Consider the following 17,932-nt stretch of genomic DNA (forward strand, 5'->3'; position numbering starts at 1 on the left):
CCCCACAAAGGAGTGCACATGCGGAGTAAGCGCTGGCCTCTCTTAGGCGCCACCATCGTGGCCGCCTGCCTGGCCACCACCCCCCTCACCCCCGCCGCGGCGTCCTCCCCGTCTCCCGTCCCCTCGGAGTCGACCCCGCCGTCCGTGATCGACTCCCTCGAGCGCGACCTCGGCCTGTCCGAGCAGCAGGTCATCACCCGGCTGGCCAACGAGCAGCGCGCGGCGGCCACGGAGGCCGCACTGACGTCCTCGCTCGGCGCCTCCTACGGCGGATCCTGGCTGACCGCCGACGCCGCCAAGCTCATGGTCGCGACGACGGACCCGGCCACCACCGGCGCCATCGAGGCGAAGGGCGCGCAACCCGTGCTCGTCTCGCGGACGCTGGCCCAGCTCACCGCGGTCAAGGATCAGATCGACCGGGCGTCGGACCAGGCCAAGGCCGGCGCGTCCCTGTGGTACATCGACGTGACCACCAACAGCGTGGTCATCGTCGCCGGGCAGCAGGCGGCCGGTGACGCCCTCGCCGCGGCCGCCGGCGTCGACCGGAACGCGATCCGCGTGACCGTCTCCGGCGAGCAGCCGCGGACCTTGATCAACATCGTCGGCGGCGCCCCCTACTACATCGGCGGCGCCCGGTGCAGCATCGGCTTCGCCGTCACCAAGGGCAGCACCCCCGGCTTCGTCTCCGCCGGGCACTGCCGGGTAGCCAACAACACCACCAACCCGACGGGCACCTTCCAGGGCGCCTCGTTCCCGGGCAACGACTACTCCTGGGTCTCGGCTCCCGGTAACACCGCTACGCCGTACGTACGCGGCGCGGGCGGCGCGAACGTCACCGTCCGCGGCTCCACCGTGGCCGGCGTCGGCTCCTCCATCTGCCGCTCCGGTTCGACCACCGGCTGGCACTGCGGGACCGTCCAGCAGCTCAACGCCACCGTGAGGTACGCGGAGGGCACCGTCACCGGCCTCACCCGCACCAACGTGTGCGCCGAGCCCGGCGACTCCGGCGGATCGTTCATCTCCGGCAGCCAGGCCCAGGGCGTCACCTCCGGCGGCTCCGGAAACTGCAGCAGCGGCGGGACGACCTACTTCCAGCCGGTCAACGAGATCCTCAGCGTGTACGGGCTGACGCTCCGTACCGGCTGATTCCCACACCCTCGCGTGCCCGGTGCCCTCGGCGCCGGGCACGCTTCACGTGTGCCCGGTCACGGCCGGTACGTGACATTCCGGCCGCAGGGGATCACACTGCGCTGGTGCTGAGCCGTCCCCCCCACCGAGAGGAGTCATGGTGCGAGTCGTCGTCATCGGTGCGGGGGTGGTCGGATCCGCCGTCGCGGCCGGGCTCACCCGGCGCGGCGCGCAGGTCACAGTCCTGGAGGCACGTACGCCGGGATCCGGTACGACGTCCACCTCCATGGCGTGGGTCAACGCCAACAACAAGACGCCCAAGGCGTACTTCGCCCTGAACCACGCCGCCGTGTGGGCGCACCACCAGCTCGCGGGCGACTGGTTCTTCCCCACGGGCATGCTCGAGTACGCGGTGAGCGCCGAGCACAAGGAGCTGCTGGCGGCCCGGGTGGAGCGGCTGGTCGGCCTGGGCTACCCGGTGGAGCGGGTGACCGCCCGCCGGGCTCTGGCCCTGGAACCCGACCTGGTGCCGCCGCCCACCGGCACCGAGTACGCGTTCTTCCCCGGCGAGGGATACGTCGACGCGCTGCGGCTGCTCGGGCGGCTGCTCGGCGAGGCGCGGGACCGGGGCGCCACGGTCGAGTGCGGGGCCGAGGTCACCGCCATCGACACGACGGCGGCGGGCGCGAAAGTGACGCTGGCCGACGGGCGTACGTTCGTCTGCGACGTGGTCGTCACCTGCGCCGGGCGCTGGACGCAAGGGGTCGCGGCGCTGGCCGGGTTGACCGTCCCGATGCTGGATCCGGCGGTGTCCGGTCGGGTCACCAACGGATTCCTGGTCACCACCTCGCCGGTGCCGGCGCGGCTGTCCCGGTTCCTCACCACCACCGGGCTCAACCTGCGGCCCGACGGCGGCGGGCGGCTGCTGCTGCACTCCCTGCACCTGGACGACCGGGCGAACGACCCGGCGGCCGACGTGCCGGGCGCGGTCCTGGACGAGATCATGGGGCTGCTGCCGAACGTGCTGCGGGGCACCGAGGGCGCGACGGTGGAGCGCGCCGTCGTGGGCCGCCGGGCGATGCCCGGCGACGGGCTGACCGTGGCCGGGTTCGCGGACGCGGGGCGGCGGGTGTACACGGTGGCCACGCACAGCGGAATCACGCTGGCGCCGCTGCTGATGGAGGAGGTGGCGGGCGAGCTGTTCGGGGAGGAGTCGGCGCTGCTGGCGACGTTCCGGCCGGGCCGCTTCACGGACGGCACGGCCGGGCCCGCCCCGACCCCGGCCCGCCGGCCCGGCCAGCAGTAACCCGGCCCGGAAACGGCGCTCACTCCCCGGGCCCGCGCTTCCCTTGCCCGCGCTCCCGGGCGGGTGCTCCCCAGGCGGGTGCGCCCCAGCTAGCGCTTCTCGGGTCCGGCTTCTTACCAGTGGCGGCTTGCTTACCAGCGGTCGTGGACCTGCGGGCGGATCAGCTCGTCGTAGACGGCGGTGACCGCCGCCCGGGTCTCCTCCGTGAGCGCGGGGAGCCCGGCCGCGGCGGCGTTGGCGCCGGCCTGCCGCGCGTCGCGGGCTCCGGGGATGACCACGCTGACGCCGGGCTGGTCGATGATCCACCGCAGCGCGAACTGGGCGGTCGTCATCCCCTCCGGCACCAGCGGCTTGAGCCTCGCCACGGCCCGCAGCCCGGTGTCGTAGTCGACGCCCGAGAACGTCTCACCGACGTCGAACGCCTCCCCGTGCCGGTTGTAGGCGCGGTGGTCGTCGTCGGAGAAGCGGGTGTGCTCGTCGTACCGGCCTGACAGCAGACCGCTGGCCAGCGGGACCCGGGCGATGATCCCGACCCCGGCCGCGGCGGCCGCCGGCAGCACCTCCTCCAGCGGCTTCAGCCGGAAGGCGTTGAGAATGATCTGCACGGTGGCGACGTTCGGCCGCGCGATCGCGGTCAGCGCCTCGGCGCAGGTCTCGACGCTCACGCCGTAGGCGGCGATCCTGCCCTCCTCGACCATGGTGTCGAGCGCGTCGTAGACCGCCTGGTCCGAATAGACCGGAGTCGGCGGGCAGTGGAGCTGCACCAGGTCGAGGGTGTCCACGCCGAGGTTCTTCCGGGATCGGTCGTTCCAGGCCCGGAAGTTGTCCAGGGTGTAGGCCGACACCTCCTGCGGCACCCGGCGCCCCATCTTGGTGGCCACCGTCAGGCCGGGGCGTTCCTTGATCAACTGCCCGACGATCCGCTCGCTGCGCCCGTCGCCGTACACGTCGGCGGTGTCGATGAACGTCACCCCGGCGTCGACGGCGCCGTGCAGCGTCGCCAGCGCGTCATCCTCTCCGACCGCGCCCCAGTCGGCGCCCAGCTGCCATGCCCCGAGGCCGACCACGCCGACCTGTCTGCCCGTCCTGCCCAGCTCACGCTTCTCCACATTCCCGATCGTAAGGGCACACACCTTCCCGATAGACAAGACGCAACGGTGAGTCTAATCTACGGGCCATGGCAAACACTCTGCACTCTCCGCTGGTCCGTACCGTGCTCGACCGGCTGTTCGCCGCCGCGGCGCTCGACGACGACGCGCCTCACGGGCCGCTCCCCGGCGGTTCCCTGGAGACGGCCACCGCGCAGGAGCGCGCCGACGCCTTGGCGGCCGTGTACATGCCGGTCTCCGCTCGGGGCGGCGACCTCCTCTACACGCTGGTGCGGGCCGCCCGCCCGGAGACCGTCGTGGAGTTCGGCACCTCGTTCGGGATCTCCACGGTGTACCTCGCCGCCGCGGTCACCGACAACGGGACGGGCCGGGTGTACGGCACCGAGATGAGCGCGACCAAGGTCGCCACCGCCCGCGCGAACCTGGACGAGGCCGGTCTCGGCGACGTGGTGACGATCCTGCCCGGCAACGCCCTGGACACCCTCGCCGACGTGCCAGGACCGATCGGCCTGGTGCTGCTGGACGGGTGGAAGGAGCTGAGCGTGCCGGTGCTCCGGCTACTGGAGCCCCGGTTGGCGCCGGGCGCGCTGGTGGTGGCCGACGACGTCACCTTCGCCTCCATGGCCGACTATCTGGACTATGTGCGCGATCCGGCCAACGGATACGTCAGCGTCGCCTTCCCGGTGGAGGACGGCATGGAGATCAGCTGCCACACCGGCGGCGCCACGACGTACAGCTGACCCGACGTACAGCCGGACGGATCGGCCGACGCTCAGGCCGGAGCATCGGCGCCTCCCGGGGCCGAGGCGCCAGCGCCCCCCGAGGCCGGAGCGCCAGCGCCTCCCGAGACCGGGGCGTCGGCGCCTCCCGAGGCCGGGCGGAGAAGGGCCCCTTCGATACCGGCAGTCAGCATGACCACCACCGACTCGAACAGCACGTCCGGCGGCTCCACCACGGCCTCCTCGCTGATCCGCCCCAGGTGTGGCCGGCCCTCGGCGGGCGGTGCCGTCGCCACGGCGGCGGGGAGCAGCCCAGCGGGTGGGCGGTCGTGCCAGGTGTCCCAGATCTCGGCGAACCCGGCCACCTGGAGCACGGTGATCGTCCAGGCCCGGTAGGCGTTCTGCGAGCTCAGCCCGAGCGCAAGGAAGAAGCCCACCAGCGCGTCGTCGGCGTCGAGCAGGCCGGGGGTGGCCAGGTGGGTGAGGTTCTCGGCGTGGGCGAGCGCCAGCAGGCCGGGGTGGGCCCGATACCAGGACCGCAGGTCGAGGCAGTAGTCGCGCAGGCTCTCGCGCCACCGCCCGGGATCCAGGCGCGGTTCGGGGCGGTCGGCGTGGCAGATCGCCAGCACCTCGCGCAGCAGGTCGTCACGGTCGCTCACGTAGTTGTACAGGGCGCGCGGCGAGACCTGGAGCTCGGCGGCGACGTTGCGCATGGTCAGCTCCGTGGGACCGCCCCGGCCGAGAACGCGCAGCGCGGCGCGGGCGATCCGTTCCTTGGTCAGGGTGGGCCTGCCCATACGGACTTCGGGGCGTCGGCGGCGGGCGGGCACCGAGCCATGCTAGCCGGATCCCTTGAACTTCACACACCGTTGACTTTAAGCCGCCTCCCCCGCCACACTTAGGCGACCCTTACCAAGGAGGAAACGGCATGCGGTGGTCCCTGGTCGTCGAATACGGAGTGGGATTCGGGCTGGTGATGAGCGTGCTCTTCACCGTGGCGATCTTCGCCGGCGCGTTCGTCAGCCGGGACTTCCTGCTGGACGACTACCCGCCGGCCATCCAGGAGCGTTACGCCAAACCCAAGAGCGCGCGCGGCCGCCGGGTGGCGGTCTGGGTGGGAGTGCTCTTCTGGGGAGTTTGCTGCGTGCCCCTCACGGTCGCGGCGATGCTCCGCCTGCGCGCGGACCTCGGCACGGACCTGGGCTTCGGCCCGGCCGCCGTGGCCGGGACGCTCATGTTCCTCACCCTGTCGGTGTACGACCTGGTGGTGCTCGACTGGATCGTCTTCGCCGGACTACGCCCCCGCCTGATGGTGCTACCGGGCACCGAGGGCATGCGGGAGTACAGGGACCTACGCTTCCACGCCGTGGCGGCGCTCAAAGGCAGCCCATTGATCCTGGTCGTCGGCTTGCTGAGCGGAGGTGTTGTCGCAGGGCTGGAGGCGATCGTCTGATTGTCGTCAGATGGGCTGAGGCGTGGATGCGCGTGTGAAACGTGATCAGGACGCGGCGACGGATTCCCCTCCCCGGCTGTGGATATCATCGCTTGAAAGGGTTTTCTCGGCGGCATTCCCGAGCCACCTCCAGCGAGTCACACAAAGGACGGCGCATGGCCAGGGGCGCGAGCGGCAGGCCGGCGACCATCACCGCCGTCGCCAAGCAGGCCGGGGTCTCCATCTCCACGGTGTCCCGGGTGATGAACGGCAACGCGCACGTGGATCCGGCGATCGCCGAGCGGGTTCGCGCCGTGGCGAGCGAGTTGCACTACTCGGCCAGCCCGCTGGCCCGTTCGCTTGTGCTGGGCCGCACGCAGCGCGTCGCCATCCTGGTGCCGGACCTGGAGAATCCGACGTTCCAGAGCGTGCTGCGCGGCCTGACCCGCGCCGCTGCCAGGGACGGCTACCACGTACTGGTGGCGGACTCCCTCGAAACGGCCGATGAGGAGGGCATCCTGGCGCTGGAGACGCGCCGCTGCTGCGACGCGATCGTGCTCTGCGCGCCCAGGATGCCGGAGGACAAGCTCAGGGTCCTGCTGCCCGAGCTGGCGCCGGTCGTCCTGATCAACCGAGAGAGCCCGTACGTCCCGGCGCCGACCCTCACCGCCGACTACGAGGCGGGCATCCAGCCGCTCGCCCGGCACCTCTATCAGCTCGGGCACCGCCGGATCGCCTACCTGGAGGGCAATCCCGACAGCGTCTCCAACACCCAGCGGCGGACCGGGCTCGCCCGGTTCCGAGCCGAGCATCCCGACGCCGACGTGCTCGGCATTCCGTGCGGGGTCACGTTCGAGCGCGGGCACGCCGTGGCGGACGCGGTGCTCGCGTCGGGGGCGACCGGGGTGCTCGGGTTCAACGACCTGGTGGCGATGGGGCTGCTCAGCGCGCTGAACGAGCGGGGCGTACGGGTGCCGGAGCAGTTGTCGCTGACCGGGTTCGACGACATCCCGTTCGCGAAGTACACGACGCCGCCGCTGACCACGGCGTCGGTGCCGGTCGTCGAGCTGGGCGAGGAGGCGTGGAAGCGGCTGCACGCGCTGCTCAACGGTGACACGCCGGATCACGATCTCAGCTTCCGTCCCCGCATCGAAGTGCGTGGCAGCACGGGTCCCGTCCCCGGCCTTTGATGCGCCGTGCCGACGGGCGTGTCCGGCCGTCAAGCGGATTGCTCAGCGGAGCCGTTCAGCTCGTTGAGGTAGTTTTGATGTGCTCCTCCACATAAATAGATGTGGAGGGTTCCTGTGCTGCTTACGCAGCAGCTCGCAGCGCGGGTGCGGGCGAGACTGTGGGACAGGATGCTTGACGCTTCACAGGCCCCGCTATCGCGGAGTCTCCACGTCCTGTGACCGCCCGTCCGGCGGCAGAGTTGTACCGATGAAGCAGGTTTCGGGCGGCGTTGGTGTCGGCGTTGCCGATCCATCCGCACGCCGGGTTCTTGCACACGAACCGCGCCTGCGTCTCGCGCGATCCTTTCGTGGTGGTGTGGCAGCGGTGGCACTCCTGGCTGGTGCCGCGCGGGTCGACCGTGGCGACCAGACCGCCACGGTCGGCGGCCTTGTAGGTCAGCAACTCCACCGTCCGGCCCCACGCCTCACCCGCGATCGAGCGGTTCAGGCCCCGCTTCTGGGCGACGCCCCGCCCCGGCTGCCGCACCGTCCCGGACGCCGAGGCCATCATGGCGGTGATGTTCAGGTCTTCGACCACGATCCCACTGAACCGCCGCGCGAGGTCGGTCGTGCTCCGATGCTGCCAGTCGACGGCTCGGCGCTTGGCTGTCGCGCGGAGCCGGGCGATCTGGTCATAGGTGCGGCGTTCCCGATTGGAGACCGGGGCACCTTTCCTGCGGCTGGCACGCTGACGGGCGCTTTTGCGCTCCAGACGCAACAGCCGCTCACGCTGCCCGCTACTGAGCCACGGACCATGCCGAAGATGCTCCCCGTTGGACAGAGCCAGGGCGACCGCGATGCCCCGGTCCATGCCGACCTTCGGCCCGGTGTGCGGCACGGGAGCGGCAACGAGCAGCTCGATGCGGAAGACGATGTTCCACCCGTAGGCTTGTTTCACCAGGCGAGCCCCAGTGACCCTCCCAGACGGGCCGCCCTTGGTGACGCCAGGCAGGTCTTTCGTCCACCGGAACCTCACCCGCCCGAGTTTGGGCAGGTTCACCGCACCCCACCTGCGGCTGATCCGGGTGATCCGCAAGTCGCGGGCCTGGGGGACGTCCACGGCCATCCGGCACCCGAACCGGGCCTTGAACGTCGGGCGTTCGGCCGGGTGGTCGGGGTTGAAGAAGTTCGCCCACGCCTGCCGGTAGATCTTCAGCACCGCCTGCGCGGCCTGAGCGGGCAGCTGCCCCATCCACGCGATCTCCTGGCGGGCCTGCCGAATCGCCGCGTCACACTCCCTCAGCGACGCGAGGCGGGCCTGGCGGAAGGTGGTGAACTCATGGAGCAGGTTCCACACGGCACGCGCGGTGTGGGCTTGACCGTCCAAAGCGGCCTCCTGGGCTGGGCTGAGGTCGAGTCGCGCCACGTGCGCACGAGTCCGCTTCACCTGCTCCACGCGCTGATCGTATCGTTTGGTTTATGTCACCGCGATGGAATCCGAATCCCGATGTGAGAAGGGGACGACATGTCGTCTACCACCTTCATGCCCATTTGGTGTTCGTGACAAAGTACCGGCGTGGGGTGTTCACCGACGAGATGCTGATTCGCTGCGAGGAACTCATGCGCGAGGTATGCGCCGACTTCGAGGTCGAACTGCGCGAGTTCAACGGCGAGCACGACCACGTCCACCTGCTGGTCCACTACCCGCCCAAGGTCGCCCTGTCCAAACTCGTCAACTCGCTGAAAGGGGTCTCGGCCCGGATCCTTCGTAAGGAATACAGCGCACACGTCCGCACATACCTCTGGGGCGGACATTTCTGGTCTGGTTCCTACTTCGCCGGGTCGGTCGGCGGGGCGCCACTCACCGTGCTCAAGCAGTACATCGAGCAGCAGAAACGACCCGTGTGAGCGAAACTGCCGACAAAACCTGAAAGGTCAGGGCACGCTCGCGCCCTAGCGGGCACTCCCGCGTGGGCCTTCACCCCCGGTGTAAACGCCGGAGCACTGGCCCACATTCTGGTAAATGGTGAAGCGGCTGACTCCGAGTGCGGCGGCCGCCGTTTCGGGTGCCTGCTTGACCAGGAAGAACCCGCGGCGTTCCAGCTCGGCGAAGCCGGAGCTGCTGTCAACGCGCGCGGGGATGGATGGTCACCGGGCCGAAGACGGCCGTGCCCTCGCCGGGCGAACCGGGCGGGGCGGCCGCGAACAGGCCGAGTTCCGCCGAGATCCACCGTCCCTGCTCCGCCTGGAACCCCTCGAATCCGGTGACCCAGCCGTCACCAGCGCCACTCTCATCAGCGCCGCCGTTGCCACCGCGGTGGCGGAAGCGCAGCACGCAGACCCCCGCGCCGTCGGAGTCGATCCGTAGCCCGACGATCGCGGTCTCGTCGGGCAGCCGTGCGCTGAACCGTGTCACCTCGCCCTCATCACCGTCCTGGTACGTCCGGACCTCGACGCTGAGCCCGTCACGGTCGCGCGCCAATCCCACATACGCGTAAGAGGCGCCGAGCACGACCACTCCGGCTCTGGTCCCCGGCTCATCCGCCGCCAGCTGGAGTGTGGTGGTGAACCGCGCGGCCACACCGGGCACCTGCTGGCCGAGCACCTGTGGCAGGTTCCGCAGGTTGCCCTCGTCGTTGGGCACCGCGCGCAGTCTGGCGTGACCGTCGCCGTCCAGACGCAGCAGGCCGGGAGCCGGATTCGCCTGCCAGTACCACTGCGGCCCCAGCTCCCCCGCCCGGAAGTCGTCGTCCCGCCCCGGCTCCGCCTGCCCGGAACCGGCCGGGCGAGGGTCCAGCGCCGAAGCACGAGCCGAGGCAGGGCGAGGGTCCAGCGCCGAAGCACGGGCCGGAGCCGGATGCGGTCCCAGCGCGGGTGCCGAGTGAAGGACCGCCGCCGAGGCGCGCGCCGGGGCCGGGTGTTCCAGGACGGGATGTCCGTCCGCCCCCATCACCGGCCACCCGTCGTCCCCCCATCGCATCGGCTGCAGGTGGACCACCCTGCCGAACACGCCACGGTCCTGGAAGTGCAGGAACCAGTCCTCGCCCTCCGGTGTGGTGACCCAGGCCCCCTGGTGCGGCCCGTTGACCGGCGTGTCGCCCTGCTCCAGGACGACGCGGTCCTCGTACGGGCCCGCCAGCGACCGTGACCGGAACACCGACTGCCAGCCGGTCGCGACTCCCCCGGCCGGGGCGAAGATCCAGTACCAGCCGTCGCGCTTGTAGACCTTGGGCCCCTCCAGCGTCGAGTAGCCGGGCAGGGCGTCCCCGTCGATGACGGTGACGGGTGTGCCGATGATCTCGCGGGCGTCCGGCGTCATCTCCACCAGCGACAGCCGGTTGCTGATGCCGCTGCGGCTCTTCGCCCACCCGAACACCAGCCAGGCGCGCCCGTCGTCGTCCCAAAGGGGGCAGGGGTCGATCACCCCAGGGCCGGGGAGCAGGAGGTGGGGCGCCGACCACGGCCCGGCGGGGTCCGTCGCCGTCAGCACATGAACCCCGTGGTCGGGGTCGGGGTAGAAGATCCAGAACAGGCCGTCGTGATGCCTGATGGAGGGCGCCCACGCCCCGCCGCCGTGCCGGGGCACCGTGAAGTGCTCCGCCGGTGGCACGGCGGGCAGCGCGCGGCCGATCAGCTCCCAGCGCAACAGGTCGGGCGAGCGCAGGACAGGCAGGCCGGGGGCGCGGTTGAAGCTCGACGTGACCAGGTAGTAGGTCTCACCGACGCGGATGACGTCCGGATCGGGCCAGTCGGCGTTGAGCACGGGGTTGCGGTACGTGAGCCGCCCGGCCGGTTCGTCTGCCATGTGTCCAAGCTCCCGCAGCCAGCTGAGAAAACGTTTCCCCGCTATTCTGGCACGCCCTCCGTCGCCGCTCCGATCCAGATCCGATTCAACGGTTCGGCCCCTCGGCCCGTCTATGCCGTGACGGACCAAGGAAAGGCATAGGCCATTGGATGAAATTTCGCGCTTCGAGGACTTCGTCGCGGAACGGGCCGATGCCCTGCTGCGCTACGGATACCTGCTCAGCGGCAACCCGCACGACGCGGCCGACCTCACCCAGGAGGCGCTGATCCGGCTGCACCGGGCCTGGCCACGGGTGCGCCAGAAGCAGGCTCCCGAGAGCTACACCAGGATGATCATGGCCAGGTTGCACATCAGCGTCTGGCGGCTGCGCAGGCGCGAGCGGCTCGACTGGGCGCTGCCCGAGACCGCCCAGCTCGACGTGCTGCCCTCCGGCATCGAGCAGGACCTGTGGCAGGCGCTCGCCGGCCTGCCGCGCAAGCAGCGGGCCGTACTGGTCCTGCGCTACTACGAGGACCTCGCCGACGAGGAGATCGCCGGCGTCCTCGGCATCTCCCGGGGGACCGTGCGCAGTCACGCGTCGCTCGGCCTGGCCAAGCTCCGTTCCACCGTGCCCCACCCCTCAGCGATCGACGGGAGCCCCGCATGACCGACCAGTTGGAATCCCACCTGCGTTCGACCCTCGGCCACGCCGCCGAGCATGCGCCGAAGGCGCCTTTCGGGCTGCGTGCGGAGGTCGTGTCGCGGTCGCGGCGGCGCAGGACGCGCCGGCAGGCCCTCGTCGTGGCACTGGCCGTCACCGCCGTGGCCCTGCCGGTCACGCTGACGGCCACCGGCGGGCAGCAGGGTGGCGACGTCGCCACCGGCACCATCGACCCACGCCGCAGCTGGGACGTCATGGAGGGCAAGACTCCGATGGGCGACCGTCTGCTGATCGACAACCCGTCCGAGGAGCGGCCCCTGACTCTCTGGTACGCCAAGGGTAAGACGGGCACGTTCCTCTGCCAGTCCTACGAGAGCAGGACCGGCGTCACGACGCAAGGGTGCGGCAAGCCGCTCGACGACCGGAAGGCCACCAAGCAGAGTTCGACCGACTCGTTCCCCTATCCGTCCACGGGCGTGGTGATGTTCTTCGGCACCGCGCGGCCCGAGGTCGCCCGCGTGACCGCCCTGATCGAGGGCGGCGACCGGGTGACCGGGACGATCCACCGGCCGAAGGGCGCTCCCCAGGGCATCTGGACCGTGTCCGCGCCCACGAGCGAGACGGTGACGGCGTTCGAGTTCACGGATGCCAAGGGCCAGATCGTGGCACGGATCAAGAACGAGCCCGCCATCTTCCCCGAGGAAAAGGCCCAGCCGGTCGGCCCGGCCGTGCGGATGCCGGGAGGTCTGTCCGTAGGTCTCTACAAGGTGCCCGGCGAGACGCTGCTCTGGAAGCTGAACGGACAGACCGTCGTCATGAATCTCGTCGATCCCGACCGCCTGATGACCGACATGGGCGGCAAGAAGTACCCCGTGGAGCTGGCCGAGCACGACAAGCGCTGGCTGGGCATCGCCAGCGCGAAGACCGCCCGGGTCACCCTGCTCTTCGGCGACGGCCGTTCCCTGTCGGCCGTCACCCGGCCGGACCCGTGGAACCTCGGCATCCGCTTGTTCGCCGGGACGCACGATCGCGCCCGCAGCATCATCTACGAACGCTTCCAGATCATCGGCTACGACGACGCGGGCGTGGAGATCTGGCAGCAGACCCAAGAAAAGCGCTGAACAGGGTTTCAGCGCTGAAAGGCGCCGGCGTTCGGGGCGGCGGGCAGGCCCGCGATGTCCGTGCCGCCCGACGCCCGGCCGAACCACGCGGCACCGAGCCGGACGCCCCGGCCCAGCGCCGGCGAACCGGGCCGTAGGTGCAGGTCAGTACGGGAGACGAAGCGGGGGTCCGCCTTCACCGACTTGGGCCCCAGTTTGAAGGCGTACGTCCGCCCCTTGTAAACGCCGCCCGCGTCGTCGGCGCCCTTCCCGTCCTCGTACCCGGCCTCACCGCCGACCGAGATCGCGTTGTTGCGCAGCTTGAGTATCGACGGCGAGCACCCGCCGTGGCAGGACCAGCCGATCGTCTCGCGCGCGGGCAGGTAGACCGAGTTGTGCACCGCGATGGTCCCCGTCACCGGGCCGACGATGTGCTGGGGGCCACGGGTGATCAGGAACGATCCATGCTTGCGCGAGGAGGTGACCACGTTGAAGGCGAACACGTTCCCGGCGGCCGTCTTCCCCTTGCGGGCGCCGAGCTCGGTGAACGTCTCGTTGTCGCGGGCGGTGTTGTGCGTGATCAGGTTGCGGTCGCCGTCGAAGATCTCGATCGCCGCCCCGTCGAAGCCATAGTCGTTACTCGGCGCGTAGCTGCCGGTGATGGTGCTGCCCGTCACCGTGTTGTCGTCGCCGTTCAGCAGGATGCCGAACGCCCCGGAGTCGTTGTCGGGCTCGGAGTCGTTCACGCTCATCCGGGCGTTGGAGGTCAGCGTGCTGTCCCTGATGACGTTGCGGGAGCCGCTGGGGGTGACCAGCACTCCGGCGATGTTGCGGTCGGCCCGTACGCCGACGAGCTCGTTGCCGTCGCCGCTCAGCTCGAACCCCGCCCATTGGCAGCCGGAGGCGCGCAGGCCGCTGATGCGCCAGTGGTTGCCGGTCACGACGACGCAGTTGCCGTCCATGCCGGAGATCTTCGCCATGGGGCCGGTCCCGTACGGCTGGATGACGATGGGTTTGGCCGCCGTGCCCTTGGCGCTCAGGGTGAGGGTGCCCGTCCACTTGCTGCCGCGTTTGACGCTGACCGCGTCGCCGGGTTTGAGGTCGGCGGCGCCGATCTTCTCGAGGGATTTCCAGGGTTTGGTGGCGCTGGTCCCGGCAGCCGAGTCGTCGCCCGTCCGCGAATCGACGTAGTAGGTGGTGCCCGCGCGGGCCAGGGCCGAGGCCGGGAGGGCGGGCGCGAGCGAGGCGATGACGGCCACGGAGAGCAACCTCATGCGAACACACCACTATCTAGTTTAAATCTGAACGATGGGGGGCCGCCCACGCTAGCGCGTCACCGCGCGAGGCGCCAGACACGCAGCGAAGGGCCATCACCCGGCAACACATCGGTGTCAGAAGCGTTATAAACCCCTGCCGCACGCATGGGAAGGGGAATGGCCTGGCCCGGTGCTCTGCGCGCGCACACCAGCAGCGACTCCTCGGCGGCCTCCCGGAGAAAGACCAGGCAGTCGGCGTCGGCGTGCAGCCACCGCAGCCCGCCGTGGCGCAGCGCGGGCTCGGCCCGGCGCAGGCCGAGCAGCTCCCGATAGGCGGCCAGCGTCGCGAGGTCCTGGTCGGCGGGCCGGTCCCAGGGCATGGGGGTACGCGCGTGCTCGCCGTTGACCCCCGTCAGCCCGAACTCGCTGCCCGCGAACACCATCGGCGTGCCCGGCAGCGTGGCCTGCAGCCCGAGCGCGACGAGGTGGCGCTCCGCCGAGCCGGTCACGGTGCGGATGCGCGGCGAGTCGTGCGAGTCGAGCAGTTGCCATGAGTGCGCCTGCGAGCGCCACGACAGGTGGGAGGCGAAGGCGCGGAACGTCGCGTACGTCTGGAGCCCGTCACGCGACGGCACCCCGCCGGGCACGCCGAGGAAGTTCGCCAGCTCCAGGTCGGGCGAGCGCAGCCAGGCCCACACCGGCCGGGTGAAGCCGCCGTAGTTCATTGTGCCGTGCCAGCCGTCGCGGTCCAGGTCGGGCGAGGCGTCATGGCAGTGCTCGGCGATGAGCGCCGCGCCGGGCCCGATCTCGCGCCGCAGCAGGGCGGCGATCTCGTGGTTGTGGTCGTCGCGGCCGTGCCTGCCGGTCATGTTCGCGACGTCGACGCGCCAGCCGTCGAGCGGGCCCAGCCACTTCTTCAGTACGGCCGGTATCCGCGCCCGCACCAGGTCGCCGCCCCAGTTGAGCTTGGGCAGCGACTTGACGCCGTACCAGGACTCGTAGTCGCCGGTGGCGGGGTCGATGTAGAACATCTCCCGCTCCGGCGCGCCCGCGTCGGACATCGCGGCGGTGAACCAGGGGTGCGTCTGGCCGCAGTGGTTCGTGGTGATGTCGCCGATCAGCCGCATGCCGCGCGCGTGCAGCGCGTCGGCGAGCCGGTGCAGCGCCTCGTCTCCGCCGAGCAGGGGGTCGACGCGGTCGAAGTCGGCGGCGTCGTAGCGGTGGTTGGAGCGGGCCGGGAAGATCGGTGTCAGGTAGACGGTGTCCGCGCCGAGCGCCTGGACGTGGTCAAGACGCTGGACGATGCCGTCGAGGTCGCCGCCGTAGAACTGCTGGGACGTGCCGGGGCCCGAGGGGATGACCGGGTCGCGGTCCCAGTCGCGCGGCAGCGCCCAGTCCGGCAGCTCCCGCATCGGCCTGGACCTGGCGAAACGGTCAGGGAAGATCTGGTAGACGATCGCGTCGGCCAGCCACGGGGGCGGCGTCTCGTGGCAGACCAGCCGGAAGTCGGTGGCGTCGGTGACGTCGTGCGCGACGAGCCCGGCCGCGGTCAGCCACGCCTGGCCGGACGTGGTGTGCAGGAGGAAGCGATAGGGGGTGACCGGGTTGGCGGCGACGAGGTCCGCGCGCCACCAGATGTCCGTCTCGCCGTACCCGCCAACGGAGCCGGGGGTGTCGGGTGAGGCGGCGGTGAAGCGGGGTTCGCCGTCGCGGACCGTACGGACGTGCACACCGGTGATCCCGGCCGACAGCGGCGCCCGCAGCCGGACCGTCACCGTCGAGCCGGGCGCCGGCGCCTGGGTGGAGACGTACAGAGCGGAGCCGTCGTGATGCGGCTCGCCGAGGAAGCGCAATGAGACCTATCCCTTGACGGCACCGGCCGTGAGCCCGGAGACGATGTACTTCTGCAACCACAGGAACACGCCGACCGTGGGGACGGCGGTGAGCAGCGTGGCCGCGGCGAACATGCCGAAGTTGGCGTTGCGCTGGTCCCCCGCGATCATCCCGTACATGCCCACGGCCAGTGTCTTGCTCTCGGGATCGCGCAGGAAGACGTTGGCCATGATGAACTCGCTCATCGTGCCGATGAAGGCCAGCAGCGCGGTGACCGCGAGGATCGGCGTGACCAGCGGCATGATGACCCGCCAGAAGATCTGCGCGTGCGTGGCGCCGTCGACCGTGGCCGCCTCGTCGAGCTCCTTGGGGACAGTGTCGAGGAAGCCTTTCATCAGCCACGTGTTGACGCCCAGCGCGCCGCCCAGGTAGAGCAGCATGAGCCCCCACACGGTGTTGAAGCCGAACGCGGGATAGAGCTCGGTCACCTTGGTGAAGATCATGAAGATCGTCACGATGGCCAGGAACTGCGGGAACATCTGGATGAGCAGCAGCGCCAGCAGCCCGACCCGGCGCCCCCGGAAGCGCATCCGGCTGAAGGCGTAGGCGGCGAACATCGACAGCAGCAGACTGGCGAACGACGACGTCAGCGCGACGAACACCGAGTTGATGAACCACCTGGCGAACGGATACCGGTCGGAGGTGAACAGGTCGGCGAAGTTCCCGAGGCTGGCCCCGGTCGGCAGCAGGTCGGTGGAGGCCAGCGTGCCCAGCGGGTTGATCGCGGCGGAGACCACGAACAGGATCGGAAAGACCGCGAACGCGCACACCACCAGCACGAACACGTGCCGCAGCGCGAGTCTCATGCGTAGACCTCCTCCTGTCTGCGGGTCCGGCGGAAGGCCACCGCGGAGATGATCGCCACGATCGCGAAGATGAACACCGAGATCGAGGCGGCGAAGCCGAACTGGGCGCCATAGGTGCCGAACGCCAGCCGGAAGGTGTAGGTGATCAGCAGGTCGGTGGCCCCCACCTGCGGGCTCTCCGCCGGGAACGGGCCGCCCTCGCTGGTGAGGGCGATCGCGTTGAAGTTGTTGAAGTTGTAGGCGAACGACGAGATCAGCAGCGGCGTCAGCGCCACCAGCAGCAGCGGCAGCGTCACCTTGCGGAAGCCCTGCCACGGCGTCGCCCCGTCGATGGAGGCCGCCTCGGTCAGCTCGCGCGGGATGGCCTGCAGCGCGCCCGTGGTCACCAGGAACATGTATGGAAAGCCCAGCCAGAGGTTGACCAGAATGACCGCGAACCTGGCGGTGGACGGCTGCCCCATCCAGTCGACGTCCAGCCCGAACAGCTGGTTGATCAGCCCGAAGTCGCGGTTGAACATGTCCCGCCAGACCAGCAGCATCGCGAAGGCGGGCATCGCGTACGGCAGGATCAGCGCGATCCGGTAGAAGCGGGTGCCGCGCATGCGCGGATGGTGCAGCGCGAGCGCCACGGCCATGCCGAGCGCGAACGTGGCCGCCACGGATACCAGGGCGAACACCACGTTCCATCCGAAGACCCCGATGAAATATCCGGAGATCGTGGGATTCGTCAGGACGCGGGTGAAGTTCGCGAAGCCGACGCTCACCTGCCAGCCCTGCGCGAGGTGCGCGCCCGCGGCGTTGACGAAGTAACCCTGCCCCTCGTCGGCCTTCCATCGGTCGCCCTCGCCCTGGACGCAGTCGCAGCGCGCGTCATAGACCAGCGCCGAGCGGCCCTCGACCGCGCGGCTCAGGCCGTTCGCCTTGATCAGGCCGCCGCGGGTCGGTACGGCCAGCGCCGCGATCTGCTGCGCCCTGGCCGCCGCCTGCGGTGCCGTCAGCACGGTGAAGCCGGGCGCCCGCAGCACCTTGCCCGTCACGCCCACCTCGGCACCGGTCACCGGCGCGAGCCCGGCCGGGTCGCCGGCCTGGACCTGCTTGGTCTTCGGGTCCACGAGGAGGAAGACCAGCCGGTCGCCCTTGAGCGCCGTGGTCAGGCTGTACTCGGGTGAGCCGGGCGCCTGGCGTACGGAGCCGGTCTCGATCGCCGTGATGGCGGCCTGCTTGTCGCCGCGGTGGCCGTCGCCGAAGTTCGTGAACGCCGTGCTGACCGTGTAGAGGACCGGGAACACCTGGAAGGCGATCAGGAAGACGGTGCCGGGGATCAGGTACTTGGCCGGGATGAAGCGGCGGGTCAGGTAGAGGTAGGCGATGGCCGCGGTGGCCAGGCCGAGGACCGCCAGGGCGGGCCACGACCCGGCGGCGATCAGGGGCGGCGCCGCGTACACCAGGAGCGCCGCCGCCACCGCGAGCACCACGACTCTGCTGACCAGGAACGCCGTGGTGATCTCGCGGCGGGGCCGCGGGGGAGCATGGGATCCCGCGGCCGCACGCACGTCCAGGGACATGACG

General features: G+C 70.4%; 17 protein-coding genes. 8 read left to right on the forward strand and 9 right to left on the reverse strand.

Annotation, left to right across the window (positions count from 1 at the left end):
- Nucleotides 1-18: 18 nt before the first annotated feature.
- On the forward strand, nt 19-1,146 hold the full coding sequence (locus AB0B64_RS40835) for a S1 family peptidase (protein ID WP_357952594.1): 1,128 nt from the start codon (nt 19-21) through the stop codon (nt 1,144-1,146).
- Nucleotides 1,147-1,285: 139 nt separating this feature from the next.
- The gene (locus AB0B64_RS40840) at nt 1,286-2,434 is read left to right on the forward strand and encodes an FAD-dependent oxidoreductase (RefSeq protein ID WP_357952593.1); all 1,149 of its coding nucleotides are present in this window, start codon (nt 1,286-1,288) and stop codon (nt 2,432-2,434) included.
- 131 nt (nt 2,435-2,565) lie between these two features.
- Here the strand turns inward: AB0B64_RS40840 and AB0B64_RS40845 are convergent, their stop codons facing one another.
- Complete coding sequence (locus AB0B64_RS40845; protein ID WP_357952592.1) at nt 2,566-3,543, reverse strand: aldo/keto reductase; 978 nt, start codon at nt 3,541-3,543, stop codon at nt 2,566-2,568.
- 68 nt (nt 3,544-3,611) lie between these two features.
- On the opposite strand from AB0B64_RS40845, the gene AB0B64_RS40850 reads away from it, so the two are divergent.
- On the forward strand, nt 3,612-4,283 hold the full coding sequence (locus AB0B64_RS40850) for a class I SAM-dependent methyltransferase (protein WP_357952591.1): 672 nt from the start codon (nt 3,612-3,614) through the stop codon (nt 4,281-4,283).
- A 32-nt stretch (nt 4,284-4,315) separates the two neighbouring features.
- Here the strand turns inward: AB0B64_RS40850 and AB0B64_RS40855 are convergent, their stop codons facing one another.
- Nucleotides 4,316-5,092: a TetR/AcrR family transcriptional regulator gene (locus AB0B64_RS40855; protein WP_358184757.1), complete on the reverse strand. Its 777-nt coding sequence runs from the start codon at nt 5,090-5,092 to the stop codon at nt 4,316-4,318.
- 98 nt (nt 5,093-5,190) lie between these two features.
- Here AB0B64_RS40855 and AB0B64_RS40860 point away from each other — a divergent pair, with 98 nt between their 5' ends.
- Together AB0B64_RS40860 and AB0B64_RS40865 are read left to right on the forward strand one after the other, a co-directional pair.
- Nucleotides 5,191-5,715 (forward strand): hypothetical protein, encoded by a 525-nt coding sequence (locus tag AB0B64_RS40860; protein ID WP_358184760.1) that lies wholly within the window; start codon nt 5,191-5,193, stop codon nt 5,713-5,715.
- Between the two features lie 155 nt (nt 5,716-5,870).
- Nucleotides 5,871-6,884: a LacI family DNA-binding transcriptional regulator gene (locus tag AB0B64_RS40865; RefSeq protein ID WP_358184763.1), complete on the forward strand. Its 1,014-nt coding sequence runs from the start codon at nt 5,871-5,873 to the stop codon at nt 6,882-6,884.
- 121 nt (nt 6,885-7,005) lie between these two features.
- Here AB0B64_RS40865 and AB0B64_RS40870 read toward each other — a convergent pair whose 3' ends face one another.
- On the reverse strand, nt 7,006-8,319 hold the full coding sequence (locus tag AB0B64_RS40870) for a transposase (RefSeq protein WP_358184766.1): 1,314 nt from the start codon (nt 8,317-8,319) through the stop codon (nt 7,006-7,008).
- 23 nt (nt 8,320-8,342) lie between these two features.
- On the opposite strand from AB0B64_RS40870, the gene tnpA reads away from it, so the two are divergent.
- Nucleotides 8,343-8,771: an IS200/IS605 family transposase gene (gene tnpA, locus AB0B64_RS40875; RefSeq protein WP_358184769.1), complete on the forward strand. Its 429-nt coding sequence runs from the start codon at nt 8,343-8,345 to the stop codon at nt 8,769-8,771.
- Between the two features lie 45 nt (nt 8,772-8,816).
- Here the strand turns inward: tnpA and AB0B64_RS40880 are convergent, their stop codons facing one another.
- Nucleotides 8,817-9,005, reverse strand: coding sequence for a helix-turn-helix domain-containing protein (locus AB0B64_RS40880; protein WP_358184845.1), 189 nt, complete (start codon nt 9,003-9,005; stop codon nt 8,817-8,819).
- Complete coding sequence (locus AB0B64_RS40885) at nt 8,989-10,668, reverse strand: family 43 glycosylhydrolase (RefSeq protein ID WP_358184772.1); 1,680 nt, start codon at nt 10,666-10,668, stop codon at nt 8,989-8,991. Before AB0B64_RS40885 ends, AB0B64_RS40880 begins: the two co-directional genes overlap by 17 nt.
- Before the next feature lie 145 nt (nt 10,669-10,813).
- Here AB0B64_RS40885 and AB0B64_RS40890 point away from each other — a divergent pair, with 145 nt between their 5' ends.
- Entirely contained in the window at nt 10,814-11,314 is a 501-nt protein-coding gene (locus tag AB0B64_RS40890) for a SigE family RNA polymerase sigma factor (RefSeq protein ID WP_358184775.1), read from the forward strand.
- Entirely contained in the window at nt 11,311-12,429 is a 1,119-nt protein-coding gene (locus AB0B64_RS40895) for a hypothetical protein (protein ID WP_357952583.1), read from the forward strand. Before AB0B64_RS40890 ends, AB0B64_RS40895 begins: the two co-directional genes overlap by 4 nt.
- A gap of 8 nt (nt 12,430-12,437) precedes the next feature.
- On the opposite strand, the gene AB0B64_RS40900 is transcribed toward AB0B64_RS40895, so the two are convergent.
- From AB0B64_RS40900 to AB0B64_RS40915, 4 genes are read right to left on the reverse strand one after another with little or no spacing between them, the layout of a single operon-like run.
- Entirely contained in the window at nt 12,438-13,682 is a 1,245-nt protein-coding gene (locus tag AB0B64_RS40900; RefSeq protein WP_357952582.1) for a right-handed parallel beta-helix repeat-containing protein, read from the reverse strand.
- A 59-nt stretch (nt 13,683-13,741) separates the two neighbouring features.
- Nucleotides 13,742-15,517, reverse strand: a complete 1,776-nt coding sequence (locus tag AB0B64_RS40905; protein ID WP_358184778.1) for a glycoside hydrolase family 13 protein — start codon at nt 15,515-15,517, stop codon at nt 13,742-13,744.
- Between the two features lie 6 nt (nt 15,518-15,523).
- The gene (locus AB0B64_RS40910) at nt 15,524-16,363 is read right to left on the reverse strand and encodes a sugar ABC transporter permease (RefSeq protein WP_358184781.1); all 840 of its coding nucleotides are present in this window, start codon (nt 16,361-16,363) and stop codon (nt 15,524-15,526) included.
- The gene (locus tag AB0B64_RS40915) at nt 16,360-17,928 is read right to left on the reverse strand and encodes an ABC transporter permease subunit (protein WP_357952579.1); all 1,569 of its coding nucleotides are present in this window, start codon (nt 17,926-17,928) and stop codon (nt 16,360-16,362) included. Before AB0B64_RS40915 ends, AB0B64_RS40910 begins: the two co-directional genes overlap by 4 nt.
- Nucleotides 17,929-17,932 lie beyond the last annotated feature (4 nt).

The organism is Nonomuraea sp. NPDC049129, assembly GCF_040648495.1.
In the GTDB taxonomy this organism is placed as follows: domain Bacteria; phylum Actinomycetota; class Actinomycetes; order Streptosporangiales; family Streptosporangiaceae; genus Nonomuraea.

What these genes read in the sequence shown, in the direction of transcription:
- AB0B64_RS40840 (WP_357952593.1), top strand. Translation starts at nt 1,286, where the DNA reads ATGGTGCGAGTCGTCGTCATCGGTGCGGGGGTGGTCGGATCCGCCGTC.
- AB0B64_RS40850 (WP_357952591.1), top strand. Translation starts at nt 3,612, where the DNA reads ATGGCAAACACTCTGCACTCTCCGCTGGTCCGTACCGTGCTCGACCGG.
- AB0B64_RS40900 (WP_357952582.1), bottom strand. Translation starts at nt 13,682, where the DNA reads ATGAGGTTGCTCTCCGTGGCCGTCATCGCCTCGCTCGCGCCCGCCCTC.
- AB0B64_RS40860 (WP_358184760.1), top strand. Translation starts at nt 5,191, where the DNA reads ATGCGGTGGTCCCTGGTCGTCGAATACGGAGTGGGATTCGGGCTGGTG.
- AB0B64_RS40915 (WP_357952579.1), bottom strand. Translation starts at nt 17,928, where the DNA reads ATGTCCCTGGACGTGCGTGCGGCCGCGGGATCCCATGCTCCCCCGCGG.
- tnpA (WP_358184769.1), top strand. Translation starts at nt 8,343, where the DNA reads ATGTCACCGCGATGGAATCCGAATCCCGATGTGAGAAGGGGACGACAT.
- AB0B64_RS40865 (WP_358184763.1), top strand. Translation starts at nt 5,871, where the DNA reads ATGGCCAGGGGCGCGAGCGGCAGGCCGGCGACCATCACCGCCGTCGCC.
- AB0B64_RS40835 (WP_357952594.1), top strand. Translation starts at nt 19, where the DNA reads ATGCGGAGTAAGCGCTGGCCTCTCTTAGGCGCCACCATCGTGGCCGCC.
- AB0B64_RS40895 (WP_357952583.1), top strand. Translation starts at nt 11,311, where the DNA reads ATGACCGACCAGTTGGAATCCCACCTGCGTTCGACCCTCGGCCACGCC.
- AB0B64_RS40885 (WP_358184772.1), bottom strand. Translation starts at nt 10,668, where the DNA reads ATGGCAGACGAACCGGCCGGGCGGCTCACGTACCGCAACCCCGTGCTC.
- AB0B64_RS40910 (WP_358184781.1), bottom strand. Translation starts at nt 16,363, where the DNA reads ATGAGACTCGCGCTGCGGCACGTGTTCGTGCTGGTGGTGTGCGCGTTC.